A 22,248-nucleotide genomic window follows, 5' to 3' on the forward strand; every position below is an offset into this window, starting at 1 on the left:
TCCATGGACAGCGCGCGTTACCATAAGGCGAGCATTGGAAACCGCTTGCTTCAGCCGGAAACGCTCATGCTGGGCTACGGCTATGATCCGACGCTGTCGGAAGGCGCGGTCAAGCCGCCGGTATTTCTAACGTCGACCTTCGTGTTTCGAACCGCCGAAGAGGGGCGCGACTTCTTCGACTATATGGCCGGCCGTCGTGCGCCGCCGGAAGGCGAAGAATCCGGACTCGTCTATTCACGGTTCAACCATCCCAATCTCGAGATCGTCGAAGACCGCCTGGCGATCTACGAGCACGCCGAATGCGGTCTCGTCTTTTCCTCCGGCATGTCGGCGATCGTCACCACAATTCTTGCCTTCGCGCGCCCGGGAGAAACGATTCTGCGCAGCCGCCCGCTCTATGGCGGCACGGAAGTTCTCATCGACAAGACGCTGGCGCCGTTCGGATTGACCGGCGTCGGCTTCACCAACGGGCTCGACGAAGACAATATCCGCGCCGCCGCCGCGCGCGCGATGGAAAAGGGACGCATCGCGATGATCTTCATCGAGACGCCGTCCAATCCGATGAACAGCCTCGTTGATATCGCGCTGGTGCGACGTATCGCGGAAGATGTCGCGGAAAAACAGGCCTCGAGGCCGGTCATTTGTTGCGACAACACCCTACTCGGTCCGGTTTTCCAGTCGCCGCTCCGGCGCGGCGCCGATTTGTCGCTTTATTCGCTGACGAAATATGTCGGCGGGCACAGCGATCTCATCGGCGGCGCGGTGGTCGGATCCTGCGCGCATCTGAAGACCATTCGCACGATGCGCAGCGCCATCGGCACGCAGCTCGACGCCCATTCCTGCTGGATGCTTGGCCGCTCGCTGGAGACATTGTCTTTGCGTATGAACCGGGCGGCGGAGAACGCGGCGATCGTCGCGCAATTTCTTGCCGGTCATCCGAAGGTGGCTCGCGTTCACTACCCGCCGCTGCTGCCGGCTGATCATCCCGAAAGGTTGTTGATGGCGCGCCAGTCGAGTTCCGCCGGCTCCACCTTTTCTTTTGAGGTCGTGGGCGGACAAGCCGAAGCCTTCGCCTTCCTCAATCGGCTGCAGATCTTCAAACTCGCCGTCAGCCTCGGCGGCACCGAATCGTTGATTTGTCATCCGACGACCACCGTGCATTCGGGGCTCACCGAAGAGGCCCGCCGCGAAATCGGCATTACGCCTTCGCTCGTTCGCGCATCGATCGGCATCGAACATCCGGACGATCTTATCGCCGATCTGGCGCAGGCTTTCGCTTAACGCGAAGTTAACCGTCGCGGTCGGCTTAGCGGAGACTGCGCGCTGGGGCCTGTTAATCGCGCTCCGCAGACATATCTATTTCCAAGAGACTTTCGTGGTAATAATCGAGCTGAGACTAGACAATGAGAGTAGCGAAGGAAGTGCGAGACGACCGAACCGTTCTGAGCATCCAGGAGGATCGCATCGATGCGCACAACTCCGGCGAGCTCAAGGACTTGGTGCTCAAGACGCTCGAGGGAGGCGCTAAAAACGTCGTCATCGATTTGGCGAGAGTTCAGTTCATCGACAGCTCAGGGCTCGGGGCGCTGCTCTCCGGCTACAAGAATGCGAGTTTGCGCTCGAGCGGGTTCGCCTTGGCGGGTCTGCAGCCGCGTGTCAGGTCGATGTTCGAGCTGACGCGACTGCACCGCGTTTTCGACATCTATCCAAGCTTGCAGTTGGCGCTGAGCGCGTGAGTCCGCGAATGAGGTGGGCGGTGTGATCGAGATGTGCGAGACATTCGTCAATCTGGACATCGTCGTTCCCAGCCAAACGCGATATCTGCGCCTCGTTGGCGCGATCGCCGAGCAGCTTGCGAAGGAGCTGGACGTACAGGAGGACACACGCGACACCCTCGCTTTTCACCTCAATCTTGCGCTAACCGAGGCCGTCGCCAACGCCATTCAGTATAGCTCCGCGGCAAATTCGACCGACTCCGTGCGGATCTGCTTTTCGGTGGAGGACGCCTATCTTTCCGTCCGGGTTTTCGATCACGGCGAAGGTTTCGACCTCGCTGCTCTGCCGACGCCCGAGTTCGATGAACTTCGCGAACGCGGCCGCGGCATATTCTTCATTCGCTCTGTGATGGACTCTGTTCAATATCACAAGACGGATTCAGGCAATGTTCTCGAAATGCGCAAGAAGATCGCCTAGCTGATGGTTGCCCGTGCTTCGCTCTCCGGACACATTGACGTTTGAGACGCCCCGCGTCGCGGATTGGGATTCCGTGGTGCGGGATTTCCTCCGCCGCGCCGGGCGCCGTTCCGGGCTGAATCTCTCCGGCGAGGCGCTTGACGCGCTGCCCAAAGCCTATCGCTATCTCGTCCCGGCGCGGCGCGCCGCGCGCGATCTCTCGCTGATTGCAGCCAACCAAAGCGGGAACGAGATCGTCGAATTGCGCCCGCTGCCAGGCCCCGGAGCGGATGTAGGCCGATATGAGGTTCGGCTGATCGGCGCCAATGACCATGCGCTCGATGAACTTCTGCCGATGCTGCAGAACCTCGGACTGCGCGTCGCAGATCAAATTCAGTTCGCGCTCGATCTCAGCATCGGCCCGCGTTTCATTCGAAGTTTTATCGTCGAGCCCTCCATGCGTAGCGGCGCGAGCGTCGCACGATCGCACGGTCGATTGTTGGGGGCGCTCAAAGCCGTGCTTTCAGCCGAGGTTGAGAGCGACGCCTTGAACGGCCTGGTCTTGGTCACGGAGCTTGACTGGCGGCAGATCGATCTCTTTCGCGCCTATAGCAACTACTATCAGCAGCTCGGTCTGCGGATCGAGCGCACGCGAATCTATCGCGCGCTTTTGCACAGTCCGGCGGCCGTCCAACTTCTCTATCGTTATTTCCAAGCGCGGTTCGAGCCGGATGGCGGCGGACGCGACTCCTTCGAGATCGAGTTGGAGTCGCTCACGCCGATCAGGGCTCAGCTTGTAGACGTATTGGACAAGGTCACGGACGGCGGCGACGATCGCATTCTTCGCGATCTCTTCAATCTCATCGACGCGACGGTTCGCACCAACTTCTATTTTTGCGGCGACTGGGCGCGGAAGTTCATTTCTCTAAAGATCAGCAGTCTGGGCGTGTTCAATATGCCGGCTCCAAAGCCGATGGCGGAAATCTACGTTCATTCCGCTTCAATGGAAGGCGTGCATTTGCGGGGCGCCAAAGTCGCGCGCGGCGGCATCCGCTGGTCGGACCGGCCCGAGGATTTTCGCGGCGAAGTCCTGGCGCTAATGCAGACTCAGATGATCAAGAACGCCCTCATCGTGCCGCAGGGCGCCAAGGGCGGCTTTGTTTTGAAGCTTCCCTTTGACGACGCATCGCAGCGGCAGCGCCTCGGGAGGGAGGCATACTCGCAGTTCCTGCGCGGCCTTCTCGATCTCACGGACAATCTGAAGGATTCACAGATCGTCAGGCCGCCGGCGCTCGTCGCTTATGACGGCCCCGATCCTTATCTCGTCGTCGCGGCCGACAAGGGCACCGCCTCCTGGGCCGATGTCGCGAATGAGATTTCGCACTCCTATGGCTTCTGGCTCGGCGACGCCTTCGCGAGCGGCGGCGCACATGGCTATCATCATAAGCGTTTGGGCATTACTGCGCGCGGCGCCTGGGTCTGTGTAAGACGGCACTTCCATGAGCTCGGTCGCAACGTCGATGCGGAGCCGATTACCGTTGTCGGAGTCGGCTCGATGGATGGCGACGTCTTCGGCAACGGCATGCTGCACACGCCAAACATTCGGCTGCTGGGCGCGTTCGACGGCCAGTACGTCTTCATCGACCCCAACCCCGATCCGCTCATTTCCTTCGCCGAGCGACGCCGTCTGTTCCAACTACCACAGTCGACGTGGCGCGACTATAACCCGGCGCTGCTTTCACAAGGGGGAGGCGTCTATCGGCGCGACGCCAAGGATATACCTTTGAGCCCAGAGGTGCGCGCATGGCTCGGCGTGCGGCATAGCGCGATCGATGGCGAAGCGCTGGTCCGCTGGCTCTTGATCGCGCCCGTGGATCTGTTGTGGATGGGCGGCGTCGGCACTTATGTCAAGGCGAGCTCGGAGACGAATGAGAGCGTTGGCGATCGCGTCAACGACGGCGCGCGCGTCGACGCGCTGCAGCTTCGCGCCAAGGTCGTCGGCGAGGGCGCCAACCTCGCCTTTACGCAGCGGGCGCGCATTGAATACGCCCTGAGAGGCGGCCGGATCAATACCGACGCGGTCGACAATTCGGCCGGCGTTGATCTCTCCGATCACGAAGTCAATTTGAAGACTTTGCTGCACACGCGGCCGGACCAACACACGCCAGACGTTGAAGATCCCGATCGATTGCTCCAATCCCTCACCGAAGAGGTTTGCGCGTCCGTATTGCACGACAACGACCGACAGAGTCTTTGCCTGTCACTTGACCGCGCGCGGTGCCGCATCAATCTCGATCCCTTCATGGACCTCGCGGAGCAACTTGAAAACGCCGGTTATATCAATCCTGCGGCCGAGGCCTTCCCGACACGAAAGGATGTCTCGGCGCGCGAGACGAAAGAGTTGACGCGACCGGAACTCGCCTTGCTGATGGCCAGTTCGAAGTTGGCGCTAAAGCAGAGGCTGCTGGAAGACGAGGGGTTTCTGCAAGGTTCCTGGTCCTATGAATTTCTGGCGAGGTATTTCCCAGAATATTTGCGGGCTCATTTTTCGGAGCGGATCAGGAGTCATTCACTCGCGCGGGAAATCGCCGTCACGGTGATCTGCAACAAGGTCGTCGATCAGGCGGGAGTTTGCTTCCTGCTGCTGGGCGAGGGGCTGGTCCCAACTCTGCTCAGCTATGCCGTCAAGCTCTATCTTTCCTTCGATCGAATATTCGAGGGCGATCGATGGCGCGCCAGTTTTCGCGAAAGCCGCGAATTGGACGCCGCGCGCCAGTATGCGCTGCTTCTCCAACTCGAAGCCGCGCTGGCTTACATGTGCCATTGGTCGATGCGACGGGGACATCGGCTGAGCCCCGACGACGAAGACATCGAGCGCTGGCGTTCCGATCTGCGCGCCTATCGTGAACGCGTGGGTGTGAGCGAAGCGCAGGACGACCAGTCTGTGGCGACGCCCTATTTCGATCGCCTGCGGAATTTCCCTTTCCTTGTCGCGCTCACCCGCGAATCGGGAGAGGACATGCGGGTCGCCGGCGCGTATTTTGATAAGGCCGCTAATCTGTTTGGATTGCAAAAGCTTACCGCCCTTCTCGCGGACGTGAAGCCAAGAGACCTCTGGGAGCAGCAGTTGCAGGCCGCGCTCGACGCGCGAATGCGGGATGCGTCCGCGCGCATCGCGTCTATGCAGTTGCTGAGCGGCATCGCCGACGCGCGGGCTTTGTTTCGAAACGTCGGCCTGGAGTTTCGTCTCGCCGGGCTTGAGCGGCTGGCGTTCAAACTCGAGGCTTCGCTCTTAACGACGCTGACGCCCTTCGCAGCCTTCGTCGCCGAGCTGAACGCCTTGGTCGACGCATGCGACGCCGCTTATCGCAGCCGCTCGGCGGAGGGCGCGGAGAGGGCGCGAAAGCCAAGGCGGCGTTCTTCGGAAGCAGGAGCTTCGTAGCGCATGGAAACGGTCGCGGCCGATCGCGCCATTCTCGACGCTTTTGATGAAGCTCTTTGCATCGTCGAACCGTCGGGCGCCCTGCGATCGATGAACCGAGCCGCCGAACGTCTCACGGGCTATCGCGAAGGGGAGCTTCGCGGCCAGCCTTTCTTTCCGCGGGTTCTCGCGCCAGACGCCGATGATTTCGAGCCTTCGTCGCCCTCGCTGCACGGCCGCCAGGGGCTGTCTCTGCGCATTCGGCGCAAGGATGGACCAACGCTTGACGTTCGCTGCGAGATCGACCCGCTTTCCGGCAATGGCGATGGCGGATCGTTGCTCAAACTTCGTTCGCTCGACGGGCCGAATGAGCCCGATGCGCTCGACGAGACGACGAAAAAGCTCGAAACCATCTTCGGCGGCATGGTCGATGGTCTGGTCGTGATCAATGAGGCCGGCGACATCTTGCTCTTCAGCAGAGGCGCGGAGAAGCTGTTCGGCTACCGCGCCGAGGAAGCGCTTGGAAGGAACGTCAAGCTGTTGATGCCTTCGCCCTATCGCGAGGCGCATGACCGTTATCTTGCCGCCTACAGGCGAACCGGCGTCAAGAAGATCATTGGCGTTGGCCAAGAGGTCGTTGGGCGACGCAAGGACGGCACCACCTTCCCGATGTATCTGTCGATCGGCGAAATCTGGCTCGAAGGAACGCGCTACTTCGTTGGCGTCACCCATGATCTGACGCGGCTGAAACGCGCCGAAGACAGGCTGCTGACGCTCTCCGCCGCCGTCGAGCAAAGTCCGATCGCGGTGATGATCACCAATAAGGATGGCGAAATTGAATATGTGAACAGCCGCTTCGCCAGCCTGACCGGCTATCCGCCGCATGAGCTCATCGGCCGGAATCCGCGGATGCTTCAATCGAAGCGGACCGAAGGCGATCAATATCGGCGGCTCTGGGAGAGCATTCGCGCCGGCGTCGAATGGCGCGGACAAATCCAGGACAGAAGAAAGGACGGCGAGCTCTATTGGGCTTCCGAAATCGTCACGCCCCTGCGCGACGCGAATGGCGGAATCACCCATTATCTCGCCATGCAGCAGGATATCACCGAACAGAAGCGCGACAAGGAGGCGCTGTTCGAGAGCGAACAGCGTTTCCGGCAGATCGCCGACATGGCCGGCGATTGGCTGTGGGAGCAGGACCAGGACGGCCGCTACACTTATAGCAGCAGCGCCGTCGAGGACGTGCTCGGCATGACCCCCGACGAGATTCTCGGCAAGTCCTATCTCGATCTCTTCGCCAAGGAGAGCGCAGAAGACGCCGTTCTCAAGTCTTCGCCAAGCCCGATCGCGCTGCGCCGGGCCTTCCATCGCGTCGTCAACCACTACCGGCACAAGAACGACGGCGACGTCTTCACCGAGTCGACCGGCGCGCCGATCTTCGACGAAGGCGGCCGACTGGTGAAATGGCGCGGCGTCGATCACGACATCACCTCGCGCAAAAAATTCGAAGACGCGCTGCGCGTGCGCAATCGCGCCATCGAATCCGTCCCGATCGGCATTGCGGTCTGGGACGCGCAGGCGCCCCGCGTTCCGAACATCTACGTCAATCCGGCGCTGAGCCGGATCACCGGCTTCACCCGCGAAGAGCTGCTCGGGCACAGCCTGCATCTGTTGCGCGGGCCGGAGACGGACCCGGCGGCGCTTGAGGAAATCCGCAACGCCATCGTGCATCGCACGAGCTGCCAGGTGGTGGTGAAATTCTACCGCAAGGACGGCGTCTCCTTCTGGGACGAACTCTCCATCTCGCCGGTCGCCAATGAGGCGGGGCGCATCACCCATTTTGTTAGCGTTCACGCGGATATTTCAGACCGGCGGCGCGTCGAAGAGAATCGCCACGAACTCGAAATCGCCAAGCAGATCCAGCTGTCGCTGCTGCCGAACGCGCCGCTGCGCACCCCACATATGGAGATCGCCGGAATTTGCGTGCCGGCGACGCATGTCGGCGGCGACTATTTCGACTATTTCGAAAATTCCGGCGTGATCGACATCGTCATCGCCGACGTTTCCGGCCATAGCGTCGGCGCCGCGCTGATCATGACCGAAGTGCGCAGCACGCTGCGCGCCGAAACGCGAAAGGCGACGAACGCGTTAAGCGGGCCGGCGGAGCTGTTGCACGACCTTAATGAGCTCCTCCACGAGGACCTGACCGCCGCGGACCTCTTCATCACCATGTTCTATTGCCGCTTCCTGCCGCGCACGCGCACGCTGCAATACGCCAACGCCGGCCAAAATCCGCCGTTGCTGCTGCGCGCGGAGGGCGCCGTGTGCGTGCAGCTCGACGCCGACGGCCTGGTGCTCGGCGTCCTGCGCGCGGTCGAATTCAAGGAGGGGGGCCTCGAACTCGCCGCGGGCGACAAGCTGCTGTTCTACACCGATGGAATCACCGAGGCGCAAAACCGCCAGGGCGATTTCTTTGGACTAGAACGCCTGTCCGCCGCGTTCATGCAGCATCGCAGCCTCTCGCCGCGAGACCTCATCAAGGCGGTGCTCGCCGACGTGCGCGCCTTCCGCGGCGAGGCGCCGGCGTCGGACGACGTCGCCATGGTGGTGGCGCAAGTGTGCTGACGTCGAAAAGATGATCTCAAGGATCGACGGTCAGAACTTTCCCGGCCTTGTTCGCGGCGATCCACTTATTCAGTTCAGTGACGTGACTAAGCTCTTCCGCGACAAACTCCCGGGCGAGGATCTTGATCTCGGGGTCGGACGTCGTGTCGAGAACGTGCTGGTAATATTTGAGGCCCGCGGTCTCGGCGTCGAGCGCGATCTCGAGCGCCTGTTCGCGTCCAATAAACGGATCGGCGGCCCAGATCGCCGCCGTCTCGGGACTCTCCAATCCGGGCCACACGAACTCGTCCGGCTTCATCTTGGGCAATTCACGAAAGCCGCCGCGGGCCTGCGCCTCGGCCAGATGCAGTCTGGAATAATCCGCCAATCGACGAAACAGTTTGCCGACTTCGCGATTGCCGCCTGACTCCATGGCGTCGGCCAATTGTCCGTAGCGGGTCGCCGCTTCGAATTCGAGATGGATTGCATAAGCGAGAAATTCCTCGACCGATTCCATGTCTCCCCCTCGCTCGCCGAGCTCAGATTTGTCAGCGAGCGGCGGCCAAAAAAGGCCGCCCCCGCCTCAAGCCGATTGTCTGGCTCCTCGCTCAAGCGTTGACGCTTGGCGGGTTCTTTATGGTCCATTCTTCGCGCGTGATCCAGGCTTCGAGAATTTTGACGTGCTCGGCCTCTTCCTTGACGAATTCCTTCGCCATCGCTTCGATCTCCGGCGATTTGGTTTTGGCGGCCACGGCCCGATAGAACTCATAGCCTCGGCGTTCGCCCTGCAGGGCGGCCTTCAAGCCGTCGAGTCGCGACAGCGTTGGATCGGCGGCCCAGATTTCGGTGCGTTCCGGGGTCGCATGATTTGGCCACACGTAATCGGGCGGAATGACCGCCGAAAGGTCGATCGATCCCGCGCGCTTTTTGGCCTCGGCGAGATGCAGGCGTGAGAAGCCGGCGAGCTGTCGAAACAGTTTGGCGACTTCCGTATTGCCGCAGCCTTCCATCATGCCGGCGAGTTCATCGAAATGTATCGCCGCGTCCTCTTCGACCTTGACGGCGTATCCCATGAATTCATCCACCGTCGAAATCTCGATGCCGCCCGTGAAGCGCTTCGCGGCATGGGTGATATGGGCGCCTTGCGCCGGCAGCGTTTGATCGCCTTCGAATTTGACGAGGATGTCCTCGTTACGGACGAAACATTGGCACGCCAGGCGATAGCGCGGCGGCATGTCGTTGACTTCCGCCGCCTCGATCTCGGCTTTGCTGATCTTGCCGAGCTGGCGCAGCATCTCCTTTTCCTTCTCGGTCAGCGCGATGCCGTATTTCTGATTGCGGCTGAGATGCGTGACCTCGACGAGGCAGGAGCCGCATTCGCCGTCCTGGCAGTCGAAGGGGATGGGAATTTTATGCGCCTTGGCCACCGCCAGGATCGTGCCGCGGTCTCCAGCGATCGCATAGACAGTAATGTCGCGCGCAAGGACGGGGGATGAGAATGTCACATTAGCCACTGTTTTTGCTCCTTTTGTCTGAACTCAGACATGTTTTGGCGTTTAAGGGGCAATCCGGGTCTAAATGTAAGCTCACCGGAGTTATTCTAAGCGGCAGCCCGGCCCGTTATCTTGCCAGAGACTTTGCAAAGCAGAAATCTCGCCACGCAATACGACGCGCTGGAGGACGCATTGTCGCACGCGTGCGGTATTACTGATGCGATGGCGACGAGGCTGAGGTGAATCCGATCGTCGCGGCGGGGCGCGATGGCGGTGCTGGACGTGTGCTGATAAGGGCGCATAAAGACCGGGGCGCGCGAAAATTTCCCGCCGCCGTAAAGGCGCGGGGGGCGAGCGGTCCGGGACGCCCCGGCCGTCGCTGGCCGCAGCGCAAAAAATTGCTTCGACGGCCGGTTTCTCCCGGACACGGATCGCGTCGTCTCGCCGCCTCCGGGCTGAGGGAGCCGCTCCCCATCGTTCGGGTAACCGACGCCTGCGCCAACCTCGGATATTGTGGTCCGGGCTTTCAAAGCCTGCACATGAGTTCCGCTAAGCCTTGCGGCTTATCGAATTGGCTCATGCGTCTCCGCGCAAAGGAGAGAAGCCCAGACCGGCGACGCGCCGCCGGACCAGGGAACGAGGGTCGTTCGTCCCGCCGGATCCGTCCTTCGCCGGCGCCGCTCGACCCTGAGCCGCGCCCTCGCTTGACGAAGGCGAGCGGAGGATAGGAATTTATTCCAGAGATGTCAAGAGCAAGCCGCGGACACGCCAGCGACTCAGCGAAGATTGAGAGGTCTGACCTTGTTAAGGCGATCGTTACTGAGCTTCGCGACTACCTTTGCGACGAGCGAGGACGCTCAGCGCCTCCCGAATGGGAGGCTCGTTTGATAGCTTCTCAAGCAGTTTCTCGCGTGTTTTCGGCGCGTTCGCTTGCCAACAAGTCCCCATCGCCGTTGCCAAACAATCTTCTGTCTTTTCGAGTCGTATGATGGCCGCATCTAAATCCTTCTCGCGGACGACATAGACGCCTTTATTCCCTGTTTCGACATCAGGGGTGCGGCGGGACTGCGCTGCTGCCTGAATTTTTAATGCCTTGAGGTGTGATGCTAGCTTGTCCTTTGGTTCGCTAATAACAAGGTCGTTCGGAAGGTCGTCGGACAATCCCCAAGTCCAATGAGCTAATTTGTCTCTGTACTTCATGGCAGGTTTAACCATGGATGTAAGAAGCGCTGAGACCGCCTCGAATGTCGCTCCCGGCAGGCTCGCTTCGGCAGCAGACGTGATCATTTTTAGCTGAGCGGTTCTGTTTTCAATTCCAGTGAAAATGGCCATGGCAGCTTCTTCGTGAGCGTGAAGTAAGATAGCTAAGAAGACGCCTAGGAGCGTTTCTACATCTGTCCACTTGGTTATATATTGAGCGACCTTGGCAGCGATTTTCGGACGTTCAAGCATGACACGATCGACGCCCCACGTTGTGATCGCGTCGGGCTTAATTTTCGATAGGGGCTGCATGTCAAAATCGTCCACTGGGATTCCAAAGAAAATCTGACGTATGGGATCAATTTGAGCGGGCCGTAGACGCTGCGGTCAAGTCAGGGCCGAAGCATAGGGTTTCTGCGCAACCGGTGAATAAGAAAGAACGCCCCGCAAGCAAGGGGCGCGTTCATAAGGGCGTTAGCAGTCTCGACGGTTCCTCCGCGACGCTATAGGCTGTCGTCATTGGGGACTATTGAATATGGCGAGAGCAACCACCAAACGCAGGCCGGCCAAGAAATCGGCGGCCAGGAAAGGTGCGCGTAAGTCGGCGGCAAAGAAGTCTGTTGCGAAGAAGGCTGCACGCAAGGCCGGAGCGAAGAAAGCCCCTGCTAAGAAGAATGCCACTGCGAGGAAGAGCGCGGCGAAAAAGCGCGCCGCAAGGTGTGGCCCGGGCGTTCAGCCGCCACCGCGACGATGAGGGTCTGGCATGATTGACCTCCACCAGCTAGAAGAGGATTTGCGTTTCGATCTATTGCGAAATGCGATCTATCATACCGCGCGCGGTCAGTTCCTCGACCTATGTACTCGTTCCCTAAATTTTGTCGTTATTGCCCTTGGGACGAGCGCTGCGGCTGAAATTGGCAAGGGGCATATCGAGCCGAAGTGGTTGGCCGCCGCGGCGACCTTTGCGGCGACGATTCAACTTGTTGGAGATTTGGGTGTTTCCGCAAGGGTCCATTTCTATTTGCAGCGTCGCTGCTATGAGTTGTTGAGCGAGCTAGAGGGTCCCGCCCCCAAAGATCAGACGAAAATTGCGGAAGTCAGAGCAAAGTTGACGGTTCTCTACGGAGAGGAGCCGCCTCCCATGCGCGCGCTTGATGCCGTCGCATATAACGCTGCGTGCGATAGCGTCGGGAAGGGTGAAAGGAGAGTGAAGATTTCTTGGTTTCAAAGCGCAATGCGGCAATTTTACCCCTTTAATGGGACGAAGTTCATTCCGAAAGTTGGGAATGCGGCTGCTGCTTAAGGAGTCGCCTAGCTTTTTTCGCCGAGCAAGCATTTCGCGCTGCGCCCGATCGCTCTTGAGCGAAGGCCCGATAGAGTAGGCGGCATGAACTTGGCAGCCTGTGGCAGAGGCAAAAATACTTGCTATTTTTTCATGCGATAAGGCCTATTTCGAGAGTCCCAATCGCGAGGACGTCATCGGGAACGACAGGCCGGTCCCGGCTTCTGGACTCGCAAGCGGGATGATGAAAGCGAGGCTTCTGCTGTCCTCTTGACGCGGCGCTTGCGCAGCCAATTTCACCCTCATGCGCCCGGCGCAAGCGAGGGTAAGACAATGGCGATTTATCGCGTTCGTGAAGTTAAATTCATTGAGACCGAAGGCGGCCATGTGAAGCTGAAGCCGCTGCGTGAATATGAGCGGGAATCATCCGATCCGGCGAGCGTCATCGCCGAAGTGAGCCGCTTCTTCGAGATGGAGCTCTCCAGCCCCAAGGCCCTCGACGTCGTCGATTTCGACGAGGTGATCGTTCTCGACGAAAAGGGCGCGGTCATTGCGCGCTTCGGCGTCGCCGATTTCTGGGAGCAGGAGTGGAACGCCGTCGCCGCCAAAAGCGACGCCGCGCCGATCGCGCGCTCGGCTTAAGGCGCCGCTAAGACAGTCGCAGGCGCATTGCGAGCCTCCAGGCTCGCATCGTTGCGAAGAAGCCCCGGTGGGCGCGTTTCATTCGCCGCCGGCTTAAGGGGCATCGCCGCGAAACGCCGCTTCGACCGCGGCGAGGTCGATCTTGCGCATGCCGAGCATCGCCTGAAAGGCGCGGCCCGCCGCGGCGCGGTCGTCGTCCGTGAACATGCGCGGCAAGGCGTCCGGCACGATCTGCCAGTGGATGCCGTAGCGGTCTTTGAGCCAGCTGCATTCGATCTCGGCGCCGCCGCCCGCGAGCAGCTTGTCCCAAAGCGCGTCGGTTTCGCGCTGATCCTTGGTCATCACCGAGATCGAAAAGGCTTCATTGTGGCTCGGCGCGCGGCCCATGTTCAGCGCCTGATAGGGCGTGCCGGCGAGGGTGAAGGAGACGAGCAGCGCCGGCGCGTCCGGCTGGAGGCGGAACACGCCTTCGAAGACTGAATCGGGAATGACCGAGACATAGAAGCGCGCCGCTTCCTCCGCCTGGTCCTTGAAGGCGATACAGGTTCTGACTTTCGACTGCATGGCTGCTCCTTGCTTTGGTTCCCCATTGTCATTCCCGACGCGCTTTGCGCGCGATCGGGAATCCAGAGCTTCACCCAAAGTGCTCGATGGGACTCTGGATTCCCGATCAGGCCTGCGGCCTGTCGGGAATGACACCCGAGATTTGTGGCCTCGAACGAAAAACTGGACAACGCCGATAAACGTTGATATCAACATAATGACGCCATGTCAAAAAAACTGCCGATCGAGGTCGTTCATGAGGTTCGCGACGCCTGTCTCTGCCTTGCGACGCAGCGTGCGGCGCGCACCCTCGCGCGGCGCTTCGACCGCGCCTTCGCGCCGCTCGGACTCACCAACGGCCAGTTCTCGCTGATGATGTCGCTCAACGCCCCGCAGGCGCCGACGCTCGGGCGACTCGCGCAGGCGCTCGCCATGGATCGCACGACGCTCACCGCCGCGCTGAAATCCCTGGAGCGGCGCGGGCTCGTCGAAACGCGTCTCGACGAGAAGGACCGCCGCGCGCGCAGACTGTTTTTGACAAACGCCGGCGGCGACCTGCTCGCCGCCGCGCTGCCGATCTGGCGTCGCGAACATGCCGCGCTCGACGCCGGGTTTTCGCACAGCGAAGGACAAAGGCTGCGCAAAGCGCTGCGCACATTAGGGGCTGAAACTCAAACCGAAGGAAAGGACGTCAAAGCATGAACGCCAATGTCGAGAAAAATCCCGCCTGCATGCGATCGATCACGCCGCATCTCATTTGCGCCGGCGCCGCCGACGCGATCGAATTTTACAAGAAGGCGTTCGGCGCGGAAGAGATGATGCGCATGCCCGGACCTGACGGAAGGTTGATGCATGCGGCGGTGAAGATCGGCGACTCGATGGTGATGCTTGTCGACGAAATGCCGGAGTGGGGCGCGCTGGGACCGAAGTCGCTCAAGGGGTCGCCCGTGACCATTCATCTCATGGTCGACAATGTCGACGAGGTGTACGCGCGCGCGGTCGCGGCCGGCGCAACGGCGAAAATGCCGGTCGCCGACATGTTCTGGGGCGATCGCTATGGGAAAGTCGTCGACCCGTTCGGCCATGAATGGTCGATCGCGACGCATGTGCGCGACATGACGCCGGAAGAGATGCTCGAGGCGGGCCGCGCGGCGATGGCGCAGGGCTGCGCCGAAGCGACGGCCTGAGGAAGAAACGGGCCGGGAAGCCGGCCCGTTTGGTTTCAGCACAATCAAATTCCCGCGCCGTGATCGAAGAGCTCGATCCGCGCTTTCGCCTGCGTGATGTTGCTGCCGGGCGGAATGGAGTGCGTGAGCCAGACGTTGCCGCCGATCGTCGATCCGCGGCCGATGGTGATGCGGCCGAGCACCGTCGCGCCGGCGTAGATCACGACGTCGTCTTCGAGGATCGGGTGGCGTGGCTTGCCTTTCTCGAGCGCGCCGTTTTCGTCGATGTCGAAGCGCTTGGCGCCAAGCGTCACCGCCTGATAGAGCCGCACATTCTTGCCGATGCGCGCCGTTTCGCCGATGACGACGCCGGTGCCGTGATCGATGAAGAAGCCCTGGTCGATCTCGGCGCCCGGATGAATGTCGATGCCGGTCTGCGAATGCGCGATTTCCGCGACGATGCGCGCCAGCATCGGAACGCCGAGTCGATAGAGTTCATGCGCCAGCCGGTGTTTGATCAAGGCGGCGACGCCGGGATAGCAGAAAATAATCTCATCGAGGCTTTTCGCGGCCGGATCGCCGGCATACGCCGCGCGGATGTCGGCGTCGAGCAGCATGCGCACGCGCGGAATCGCACGCGCGAAGGCGTCGACGATGTCCGTTGGGCGCAGCCGCTGTTCGTCCGGCGCGTCGATCGGGAAAAGCGCGAACTCGCGCCGGACCTGTTCGCGCAGACCCCCAAGGCACGTCTTTAGCGTCGTCGCGATGAATTCGTCGGTGCTGTCGAAGGGCAGTTCGGGCGGTCCATAATGTCGGGGATAAAGAGCTGCAGTGATCCCCTCGACAATCGACGCCATGACGAATTTCGACGGGAGCTGCGGCGGCGCGGCGTTTCCGTAACGCTGCGCCTGCGACGCTCGGCGCAGCGCGCTCAAGGCGGAAACGATCGCGTCGATGTCGTGGTCCTTGGAAAAAATCTCTCGCAGCATCGTCATATTGCTTTCGCTCGCCGATGGGGCCGACCCCTGGCTTGACCATATAACTGGTATAGTCTATCGACAAGCTATAGTAAGTGAGTAGCGGCGTCGAAAGGCGTCGACCCGCGTTCAGATGTCTCGTTGAGGGAAAAGGATTGATGACCGCAGAACCTGAAGTTCGCCGAACATTGAGCGAATCGGCGGCCCGCCAGCTCGCCAATGCGACGAAGACGCGTCCCCAATGGTCGGGCATCACGCCGCGCTGGCTGGTGTCGTTCTTGCCCTGGGTGCCGGTGGAAGCCGGCATCTATCGTCTCAACCGGGTCAAGGAGGCGACGGCGCTGAGCGACGCCGACGTTCAATGCAGCCCGGCGCGCGACCGCGACGCCGACCTGCCGGAGACCTTCGTCGACTACGAGGATGCGCCGCGCGAATATTCGATGAACGCGGTGACGACGATCCTCGACGTGCAGACGCGCGTCTCCGATCTCTACAATCATCCTTACGATCAGATTCAGGAGCAGGTGCGGCTCCTCACCGAAAAGGTGAAGGAGAGGCAGGAAGCCGAACTCATCAACAATGCTGAATATGGCTTCCTCGCCAATGCGCATCCGGCGATGAAGATCAGCGCGCGCACCGGCGCGCCGCAGCCCGACGATCTCGACGAACTCATTGCGAAAGTCTGGAAGGAGCCCGCCTTCTTTCTCGCGCATCCGCGCGCCATCGCGGCCTTCGGGCGCGAATGCACGCGTCGCGGCGTGCCGCCGCCAACCGTGACGCTGTTCGGCTCGCCCTTCGTCACCTGGCGCGGCCTGCCGCTGATCCCCAGCGACAAGCTCTATGTCGATGAGGCGGGCAAGACGAATATTCTGCTGCTGCGCACCGGCGAGAAGAAACAGGGCGTCGTCGGCCTGTTTCAGCCGGGCGTCCCCGGAGAAGTCGCGCCGAGCCTGTCGGTGCGTTTCATGGGAATCAATCGCAAGGCGATCGCCTCGTATCTCATCTCGCTCTATTGCTCGGCGGCCGTGCTGACGCATGACGCGCTCGGCGTGCTCGAAGATGTCGATGTCGGCAAATATCACAAATATCCCGATGAATATGCGTGAACCCTATGGGATCGGCGCTGAGCGCGCCGATTCTTCCTCCTGAGGTGTGCACATATGCCGACTGCGCCGCAGACGCCGCAATTTGTCGACTTCCCCATCGATGGCCTGCCGTCTAAGGAGACGTTCACGCATCATGACGCCGACGCGCCCGACGCGCAGATCATCGCGCACATGGCCAATGCCTTCTTTGGCGCGCTCCCCAATGCGTCGCTGCCGGCGACAGGCGCCGTGACGCAGCAATCAGGCGCGCCGGCCCTTGCCGGCGCCTTGCCCGCCGTGACGCCGAGTCTGACCGATATTCCGGCGCCATCGATCGTGACGACTATCGCTCCGCATGCGCCGGCGCGCGCGCCTTTCGGTCCCATGGACTTTCCGCCGACGACGATTCCTTCCGTTGTCCCGACTCCGAATGTCCCGGCGCCCTCGGCGCCGCAGACATTGCATTCGTCGACGCGGCCGTTGGGCCTCGCCGATATTCCGCAGCCCGGCGCTTCGCTCGGCGGCGCGACATCATCGGTCCCTGGCGAAATGGATTACAGCGCGCCGACGCGCCGCCTTGCGCAGGAGTTCTCGCTCGTCGAGACGGACGCGGTCGCACGACCGGCAAACAACTATTATTTTCTTCCAACAGCGCCGGCGCCTGGACCCACAGAACCCTTACGCTATGAAACGCGCGCGCCCTCGACCGGCGCGGGCTATGGCCATCCCGACCCGTTCTCGCCGCAGCAGACGAGCGGAGCGATGCGTGGCGACGAACTCGTCTCGCGTCACTCGCAAGGCGGCGCGACGCAGGGAGCCTATCCGCTTCATCCGGGCGAATTCGCGCAAGGCGGCGACGCGTCCAATTATGCGCATAGCGCGCCACACTTGCCGGGCGCCGGCGGTCGCGAGATCCCCGGCGCGGTGCATGCGCTCTATGGCGACGGCGTGTACGCGGCGCCTCGGCAGGGACGCCAACCCGAGAAAACCGTCGCCACGCGGCATCTCTTCGATCCCTATCGCGTCAAGCGCGATTTCCCGATCCTCAATCAGAGCGTCAACGGACGACAGCTCGTCTGGCTCGACAATGCCGCGACGACGCAAAAGCCGCAGTCGGTGATCGACCGGCTGGCGCATTTCTACGAATATGAAAACTCCAACATCCATCGCGCGGCGCATACGCTCGCGGCGCGCGCGACCGACGCCTATGAGGAAGCGCGCGAGAAAGTCCGCCGATTTCTGAAGGCGCCCAACGTCAAGGATATTATCTTCGTGCGCGGCGCGACGGAGGGCATCAATCTCGTCGCGCAGAGCTGGGGCCGGCGCAATGTGCGCGAGGGCGACGAGATCGTCGTCTCACACCTCGAACATCACGCCAATATCGTGCCGTGGCAGATGCTGTGCGCCGAGAAGGGCGCGAAGCTGCGCGTCGCGCCTGTCGACGACCGCGGCGCGCTTATTCTCGACGAATATGAGAAGCTCCTGGGCCCGAAGACGCGGATCGTCGCGGTCTCGCAGGTCTCGAACGCGCTCGGCACGGTTACGCCCGTCCAGGAGATCACGGCGATCGCGCATCGCTACGGCGCCTGCGTGCTCGTCGATGGCGCGCAATCGGTTTCACATATGCCGGTCGACGTGCAGTCGATCGGCTGCGACTTCTTCGTCTTCTCCGGCCACAAGGTGTTCGGCCCGACAGGCATCGGCGTCGTTTACGGCAAGGACGCCGTGCTCGAACATCTCGATCCGTGGCAGGGCGGCGGCAATATGATCGCCGACGTGACTTTCGAAAAGACGGTCTATCAGGGACCGCCGGAGCGCTTCGAGGCCGGCACGGGCAATATCGCCGACGCCGTCGGGCTCGGCGCGGCGCTCGACTATGTCGAAGCTATCGGGATGGAAGTGATCGCCCGTTACGAGCACGATCTTCTCGTCTATGCGACCGAAAGGATGACCACCGTTCCAGGTCTGACCCTCATCGGCACGGCGGCGGAGAAAGCCTCGGTGCTCTCCTTCACGCTTGATGGGCACGATTCGCAAGAGGTCGGCAAAGCGCTCGATCGCGAGGGGATCGCCGCCCGCGCCGGTCATCACTGCGCGCAACCGATTCTGCGCCGCTTCGGCCTCGAAGCCACCGTGCGCCCGTCGCTGGCCTTCTACAACACATGCGCGGACGTCGACGCGCTGGTCAGCGCGCTGCTGCGGCTGCAGACGAGCAAAGCCTACTAGCTTCGTCGAGCTGAGCTGCTTTAGTCGTTATCGAGCCGGTAACAGGAAAAATCGCGATCGGTCTGGCCGGTGCGCCAGTTTTTGAGGTCGTGACGGTAGCCCGGGGGATAGGGGAATTTACAATCTCCCGCGTAGGCGGGCGGCCGGGCCCTGCCATACCAGCCGGGCGGGCCTGGATGATGTCCCGGGGACTGAGCAAAGGCCGAGCCTGCCGTGGCGCTGATCAGCGTCATGGCGAATGCGCCGGCGAAGAGCTGTCGCGTCCTGGCATGCATTGCTATCGCCTCCCGTCGAACCGTTAGACGGAAGAACAACCCGGCGTTCCATGGGATGTTCCGGCGCCATGGCGCAGCGCCGCCATTATTGCGGGCATCTCGTGCATTGGCGCCACGAGCGCCGCAGGGGGCTTCGGCCGCTGGCCCTTTTAGCGCAACTCGTGTAGTCCATCCGGTGAATGAGCCAGGAAACCGAAGGTAAAAAGCGCGGCATGTTCTCCCGCCTGTTTGGCGGCGGCCAGAGCGAGCCCGCGCCCGAAGCGGCGCCCCAGCCGGCGCCTGAGCAAGAGGCGCCTGAGGAGGAAAAGCGCTCCTGGTGGTCGCGCCTGTCCGGCGGCCTCTCGCGCACCTCGCAAGCGATCACCCAGGGCGTCGCCGACGTTTTCACCAAGCGCAAACTCGACGCGCTGACGCTCGAGGAGCTCGAAGACGTGCTGCTGCGGGCCGATCTTGGCGTGGGCGCCGCGACGCGCATCACCGAGGCGGTCGGCAAGGCGCGCTACGAGCGCGACATCGAGCCCGAGGAAGTGCGCGAAATCCTCGCGCGCGAAGTCGAGCGCGTGCTGGCGCCGGTCGCCGAAGAGCTCGTCGTCGACGACAGCAAGACGCCCTTCATCATCCTCGTCGTCGGCGTCAACGGCTCGGGCAAGACGACGACCATCGCCAAGCTCACCGCAAAATGGACCGGCGAGGGCAAGACGGTCGTGCTTGCGGCGGGCGACACCTTCCGCGCCGCGGCGGTCGAGCAGCTCAAAGTCTGGGGCGCGCGGCTGGGCGCCGAAGTCGTTTCGGGCGCGGAAGGCGCCGATCCGGCCGCGCTCGCCTTCGACGCCATCAAATGCGCGAAAGAGCAGGGCGCCGATATTTTGCTCATGGACACGGCCGGCCGACTGCAAAATCGCGCCGAGTTGATGGCCGAGCTTGAAAAAATCGTCCGCGTGATGAAAAAGGCCGACGCCGAGGCGCCGCATGCGGTGCTGCTCGTGCTCGACGCCACCGTCGGACAGAACGCGCTGCAGCAGGTGGATGTTTTCGAGCGGGTCGCCGGCGTCACCGGCCTGGTGATGACCAAGCTCGACGGCACCGCACGGGGCGGCATTCTGGTCGCAATCGCCGAGACTTACGGCCTGCCGATCCACTTTATCGGCGTGGGCGAAAGCGCCGACGATCTGGAGCCGTTCGCGGCGCGCGACTTCGCACGGGCGATTGCAGGGCTTGAAGAAACGTCAGAGGCGGAAAGCTAAGAGAGATGACGCAGGAAACGGCCGTCGCGGCAAAAAGAAAGCTCAATCCCTGGCTGAAGCTCGCACTGGAACTGGGACCGCTGCTGCTGTTCTTCGTCATCAATTCGAAATACGGCATTTTCGCCGCGACCGGCGTGCTGATGGCCGGCGTTGTCGTTACGCTCGCCGTTTCATGGGCGATCACCCGACATCTGCCGGCGATGCCCGTCGTCACCGCCGTGCTGGTGCTGGTTTTCGGCTCGCTCACCTATTTTCTGCATGACGAAACCTTCATCAAGCTGAAGGTGACGATCCTTTACACGCTGTTCGGCGCCGGCCTCATCGGCGCGCTCTATTTCGGCAAGCTGCTGCTGCCGATCGTCTTCGACATGGCGATCCACATTGACGACGCGGGCTGGCGCAAGCTCACCATACGCTGGGGCCTGTTCTTTTTCGCGCTTGCCGGGCTCAATGAAGTCCTGCGCCGCATTCTGACGACCGACGACTGGGTGAATTTCAAGGTCTTCGGCATATTGCCGCTGACGCTCGTCTTCGCGCTGTCGCAGGCGCCGCTCATCATGCGCCACGAAATTCGCCCCGAGGACGGAGATCCCGAATCGCATTTCTAAGGCTTGGCGTCGCGCGCCGTTGAACGCGATCGGCCGCGTCCCGCGCTGTTGATTTCAAGCGCATGCGCGCCGCCCATCGCGCGCGGGTTGCAATCGACGCGCGTTCGGGCGAAGAGAGTCTTCAGGTTTATGGGGGCTGAGTCGAATCCTTGCCGAGTCTCATCCGCTTTCTGATCATCGTCGGCGCCCTCGTCGCGATCGCCTATGGCGTCATGGTCGCGCTCGTCGCTTATGTGACGCCGCAACCGCGCCAGATGACCTATACGATCCCGGCGCAGCGGTTGAACAAGTGACGGCTGTCATGCGTGACGCCTGTGCGGAATGATGCTGGGGAGTTAAGCGCATGAAAGCCGGCGCAGCGCGCCAGCTCGACGCCTTTCTCGACATGCTCGCCGCGGAGCGCGGCGCGGCGCGCAACACGCAAGACGCCTATCGGCGCGATCTTTCCGATTACATCGCGCATCTTACCGCGAATGGCCGCGATCCCGGCGCCGCGACGACGGAAGACATCCGCGCCTATCTCGCCTCACTGGAGCCGCGCGGCATGTCGGCGGCCACCGTGGCGCGGCGCATTTCGGCGATTCGCCAGTTCCACAAGTTTCTCTACGTCGACCGCCATCGCGACGACGACCCTGCCTCGGCGCTCGATGGACCGCGGATGCGGCGCAGCGCGCCCGGCGTATTCTCCACCGCGGAAATCGATCGGCTGCTCACGGTTGCGAGTGAAGGACTCGATGACGAAACGCGACCTGCTGGCGAGCGGCTGCGGGCGGCGCGGCTCTATGCGCTGCTCGAAACGCTGTACGCTACCGGCCTGCGCGTCTCCGAGCTTGTCTCGCTGCCAAAAACCGCCGCGCATTCGCGCGATCCTTTCATCGCCATTCGCGGCAAGGGCGGGCGCGAGCGCCTGGCGCCGCTGACCGATCGCGCGCGCCGCGCGCTTCTTTCCTACCGCAAGCTGCTAGAGGAGATGGCGCTAGAGCGCGCCGGCTCGAGCTTTCTGTTCCCCGCCGACAGCGACAGCGGTCATCTCACCCGCCAGGCCTTCGCGCGCGATCTCAAGGCGCTGGCGGGCGCCGCCGGCCTGCCGGCCGCGGCGATGCATCCGCATGCGCTGCGCCACGCCTTTGCGAGCCATCTGCTGCAGAACGGCGCCGATCTGCGTGTGGTGCAGGAACTGCTCGGCCACGCGGACATCTCGACGACGCAGATCTATACGCATGTGCTCGACGAGCGCATGCGGGCGATAGTGCGCGATCTGCATCCGCTGTCGGAGACGACGGAAAAGCCGCGCTGAGCCGCCTTGAGCC

Annotated in this window: 21 protein-coding genes; 15 read left to right on the top strand and 6 right to left on the bottom strand. The window is 62.0% G+C overall.

What is annotated here, in order from left to right; all coding sequences use genetic code 11:
• Nucleotides 1-3 precede the first annotated feature (3 nt).
• The 5 genes from EHO51_RS01610 (at nt 4) to EHO51_RS01630 (ending at nt 8,218) form a co-directional block, all read left to right on the top strand.
• Nucleotides 4-1,281 (top strand): cystathionine gamma-synthase family protein, encoded by a 1,278-nt coding sequence (locus tag EHO51_RS01610; RefSeq protein WP_124737422.1) that lies wholly within the window; start codon nt 4-6, stop codon nt 1,279-1,281.
• Nucleotides 1,282-1,403: 122 nt separating this feature from the next.
• On the top strand, nt 1,404-1,736 hold the full coding sequence (locus EHO51_RS01615; RefSeq protein WP_029648291.1) for an STAS domain-containing protein: 333 nt from the start codon (nt 1,404-1,406) through the stop codon (nt 1,734-1,736).
• A gap of 31 nt (nt 1,737-1,767) precedes the next feature.
• A complete protein-coding gene (locus EHO51_RS01620; RefSeq protein ID WP_124737423.1) occupies nt 1,768-2,193 on the top strand; it encodes an ATP-binding protein in 426 nt (141 codons plus the stop codon).
• 76 nt (nt 2,194-2,269) lie between these two features.
• Nucleotides 2,270-5,614 carry an NAD-glutamate dehydrogenase domain-containing protein gene (locus EHO51_RS01625; protein WP_245434698.1) on the top strand — a complete coding sequence of 1,115 codons (3,345 nt, stop codon included), beginning with the start codon at nt 2,270-2,272 and terminating at the stop codon, nt 5,612-5,614.
• 3 nt (nt 5,615-5,617) lie between these two features.
• Nucleotides 5,618-8,218, top strand: a complete 2,601-nt coding sequence (locus tag EHO51_RS01630; protein ID WP_124737425.1) for a PAS domain S-box protein — start codon at nt 5,618-5,620, stop codon at nt 8,216-8,218.
• Nucleotides 8,219-8,234: 16 nt separating this feature from the next.
• Here EHO51_RS01630 and EHO51_RS01635 read toward each other — a convergent pair whose 3' ends face one another.
• The 3 genes from EHO51_RS01635 to EHO51_RS01645 all read right to left on the bottom strand — a co-directional run bounded on the left by EHO51_RS01635 (nt 8,235) and on the right by EHO51_RS01645 (nt 11,217).
• The gene (locus EHO51_RS01635; RefSeq protein WP_029648287.1) at nt 8,235-8,714 is read right to left on the bottom strand and encodes a ferritin-like domain-containing protein; all 480 of its coding nucleotides are present in this window, start codon (nt 8,712-8,714) and stop codon (nt 8,235-8,237) included.
• A 91-nt stretch (nt 8,715-8,805) separates the two neighbouring features.
• Nucleotides 8,806-9,711: a ferritin family protein gene (locus tag EHO51_RS01640; RefSeq protein ID WP_124737426.1), complete on the bottom strand. Its 906-nt coding sequence runs from the start codon at nt 9,709-9,711 to the stop codon at nt 8,806-8,808.
• Nucleotides 9,712-10,506: 795 nt separating this feature from the next.
• The gene (locus tag EHO51_RS01645) at nt 10,507-11,217 is read right to left on the bottom strand and encodes a hypothetical protein (protein WP_124737427.1); all 711 of its coding nucleotides are present in this window, start codon (nt 11,215-11,217) and stop codon (nt 10,507-10,509) included.
• A 436-nt stretch (nt 11,218-11,653) separates the two neighbouring features.
• On the opposite strand from EHO51_RS01645, the gene EHO51_RS01655 reads away from it, so the two are divergent.
• Together EHO51_RS01655 and EHO51_RS01660 are read left to right on the top strand one after the other, a co-directional pair.
• A complete protein-coding gene (locus EHO51_RS01655; RefSeq protein WP_124737429.1) occupies nt 11,654-12,193 on the top strand; it encodes a hypothetical protein in 540 nt (179 codons plus the stop codon).
• Between the two features lie 312 nt (nt 12,194-12,505).
• On the top strand, nt 12,506-12,814 hold the full coding sequence (locus EHO51_RS01660) for a hypothetical protein (protein ID WP_018407231.1): 309 nt from the start codon (nt 12,506-12,508) through the stop codon (nt 12,812-12,814).
• A gap of 93 nt (nt 12,815-12,907) precedes the next feature.
• On the opposite strand, the gene EHO51_RS01665 is transcribed toward EHO51_RS01660, so the two are convergent.
• Complete coding sequence (locus EHO51_RS01665) at nt 12,908-13,378, bottom strand: VOC family protein (RefSeq protein WP_124737431.1); 471 nt, start codon at nt 13,376-13,378, stop codon at nt 12,908-12,910.
• Nucleotides 13,379-13,582: 204 nt separating this feature from the next.
• On the opposite strand from EHO51_RS01665, the gene EHO51_RS01670 reads away from it, so the two are divergent.
• Nucleotides 13,583-14,059, top strand: a complete 477-nt coding sequence (locus EHO51_RS01670; protein WP_124737432.1) for a MarR family winged helix-turn-helix transcriptional regulator — start codon at nt 13,583-13,585, stop codon at nt 14,057-14,059.
• Nucleotides 14,056-14,544 (top strand): VOC family protein, encoded by a 489-nt coding sequence (locus EHO51_RS01675; protein ID WP_124737433.1) that lies wholly within the window; start codon nt 14,056-14,058, stop codon nt 14,542-14,544. The genes EHO51_RS01670 and EHO51_RS01675 overlap by 4 nt, the downstream gene beginning before the upstream one ends.
• 44 nt (nt 14,545-14,588) lie before the next feature.
• On the opposite strand, the gene epsC is transcribed toward EHO51_RS01675, so the two are convergent.
• The gene (gene epsC, locus EHO51_RS01680; protein ID WP_124737434.1) at nt 14,589-15,518 is read right to left on the bottom strand and encodes a serine O-acetyltransferase EpsC; all 930 of its coding nucleotides are present in this window, start codon (nt 15,516-15,518) and stop codon (nt 14,589-14,591) included.
• A gap of 140 nt (nt 15,519-15,658) precedes the next feature.
• Here epsC and EHO51_RS01685 point away from each other — a divergent pair, with 140 nt between their 5' ends.
• Nucleotides 15,659-16,606 (top strand): family 2A encapsulin nanocompartment shell protein, encoded by a 948-nt coding sequence (locus EHO51_RS01685; RefSeq protein ID WP_124737435.1) that lies wholly within the window; start codon nt 15,659-15,661, stop codon nt 16,604-16,606.
• 54 nt (nt 16,607-16,660) lie between these two features.
• Nucleotides 16,661-18,811 carry a family 2A encapsulin nanocompartment cargo protein cysteine desulfurase gene (locus tag EHO51_RS01690; RefSeq protein ID WP_124737436.1) on the top strand — a complete coding sequence of 717 codons (2,151 nt, stop codon included), beginning with the start codon at nt 16,661-16,663 and terminating at the stop codon, nt 18,809-18,811.
• A 20-nt stretch (nt 18,812-18,831) separates the two neighbouring features.
• Here EHO51_RS01690 and EHO51_RS01695 read toward each other — a convergent pair whose 3' ends face one another.
• On the bottom strand, nt 18,832-19,086 hold the full coding sequence (locus EHO51_RS01695; RefSeq protein WP_124737437.1) for a hypothetical protein: 255 nt from the start codon (nt 19,084-19,086) through the stop codon (nt 18,832-18,834).
• A 179-nt stretch (nt 19,087-19,265) separates the two neighbouring features.
• Here EHO51_RS01695 and ftsY point away from each other — a divergent pair, with 179 nt between their 5' ends.
• The 4 genes from ftsY (at nt 19,266) to EHO51_RS01715 (ending at nt 22,235) form a co-directional block, all read left to right on the top strand.
• Nucleotides 19,266-20,330, top strand: coding sequence for a signal recognition particle-docking protein FtsY (gene ftsY, locus EHO51_RS01700; protein ID WP_124737438.1), 1,065 nt, complete (start codon nt 19,266-19,268; stop codon nt 20,328-20,330).
• 5 nt (nt 20,331-20,335) lie between these two features.
• Nucleotides 20,336-20,938: a septation protein A gene (locus tag EHO51_RS01705; RefSeq protein WP_124737439.1), complete on the top strand. Its 603-nt coding sequence runs from the start codon at nt 20,336-20,338 to the stop codon at nt 20,936-20,938.
• Between the two features lie 149 nt (nt 20,939-21,087).
• Entirely contained in the window at nt 21,088-21,231 is a 144-nt protein-coding gene (locus EHO51_RS01710) for an oxidoreductase (RefSeq protein ID WP_124737440.1), read from the top strand.
• A 50-nt stretch (nt 21,232-21,281) separates the two neighbouring features.
• A complete protein-coding gene (locus EHO51_RS01715; RefSeq protein ID WP_124737441.1) occupies nt 21,282-22,235 on the top strand; it encodes a tyrosine recombinase in 954 nt (317 codons plus the stop codon).
• Nucleotides 22,236-22,248: the final 13 nt, after the last annotated feature.

It is taken from the genome of Methylocystis rosea (genome assembly GCF_003855495.1).
Taxonomy (GTDB): domain Bacteria; phylum Pseudomonadota; class Alphaproteobacteria; order Rhizobiales; family Beijerinckiaceae; genus Methylocystis; species Methylocystis rosea_A.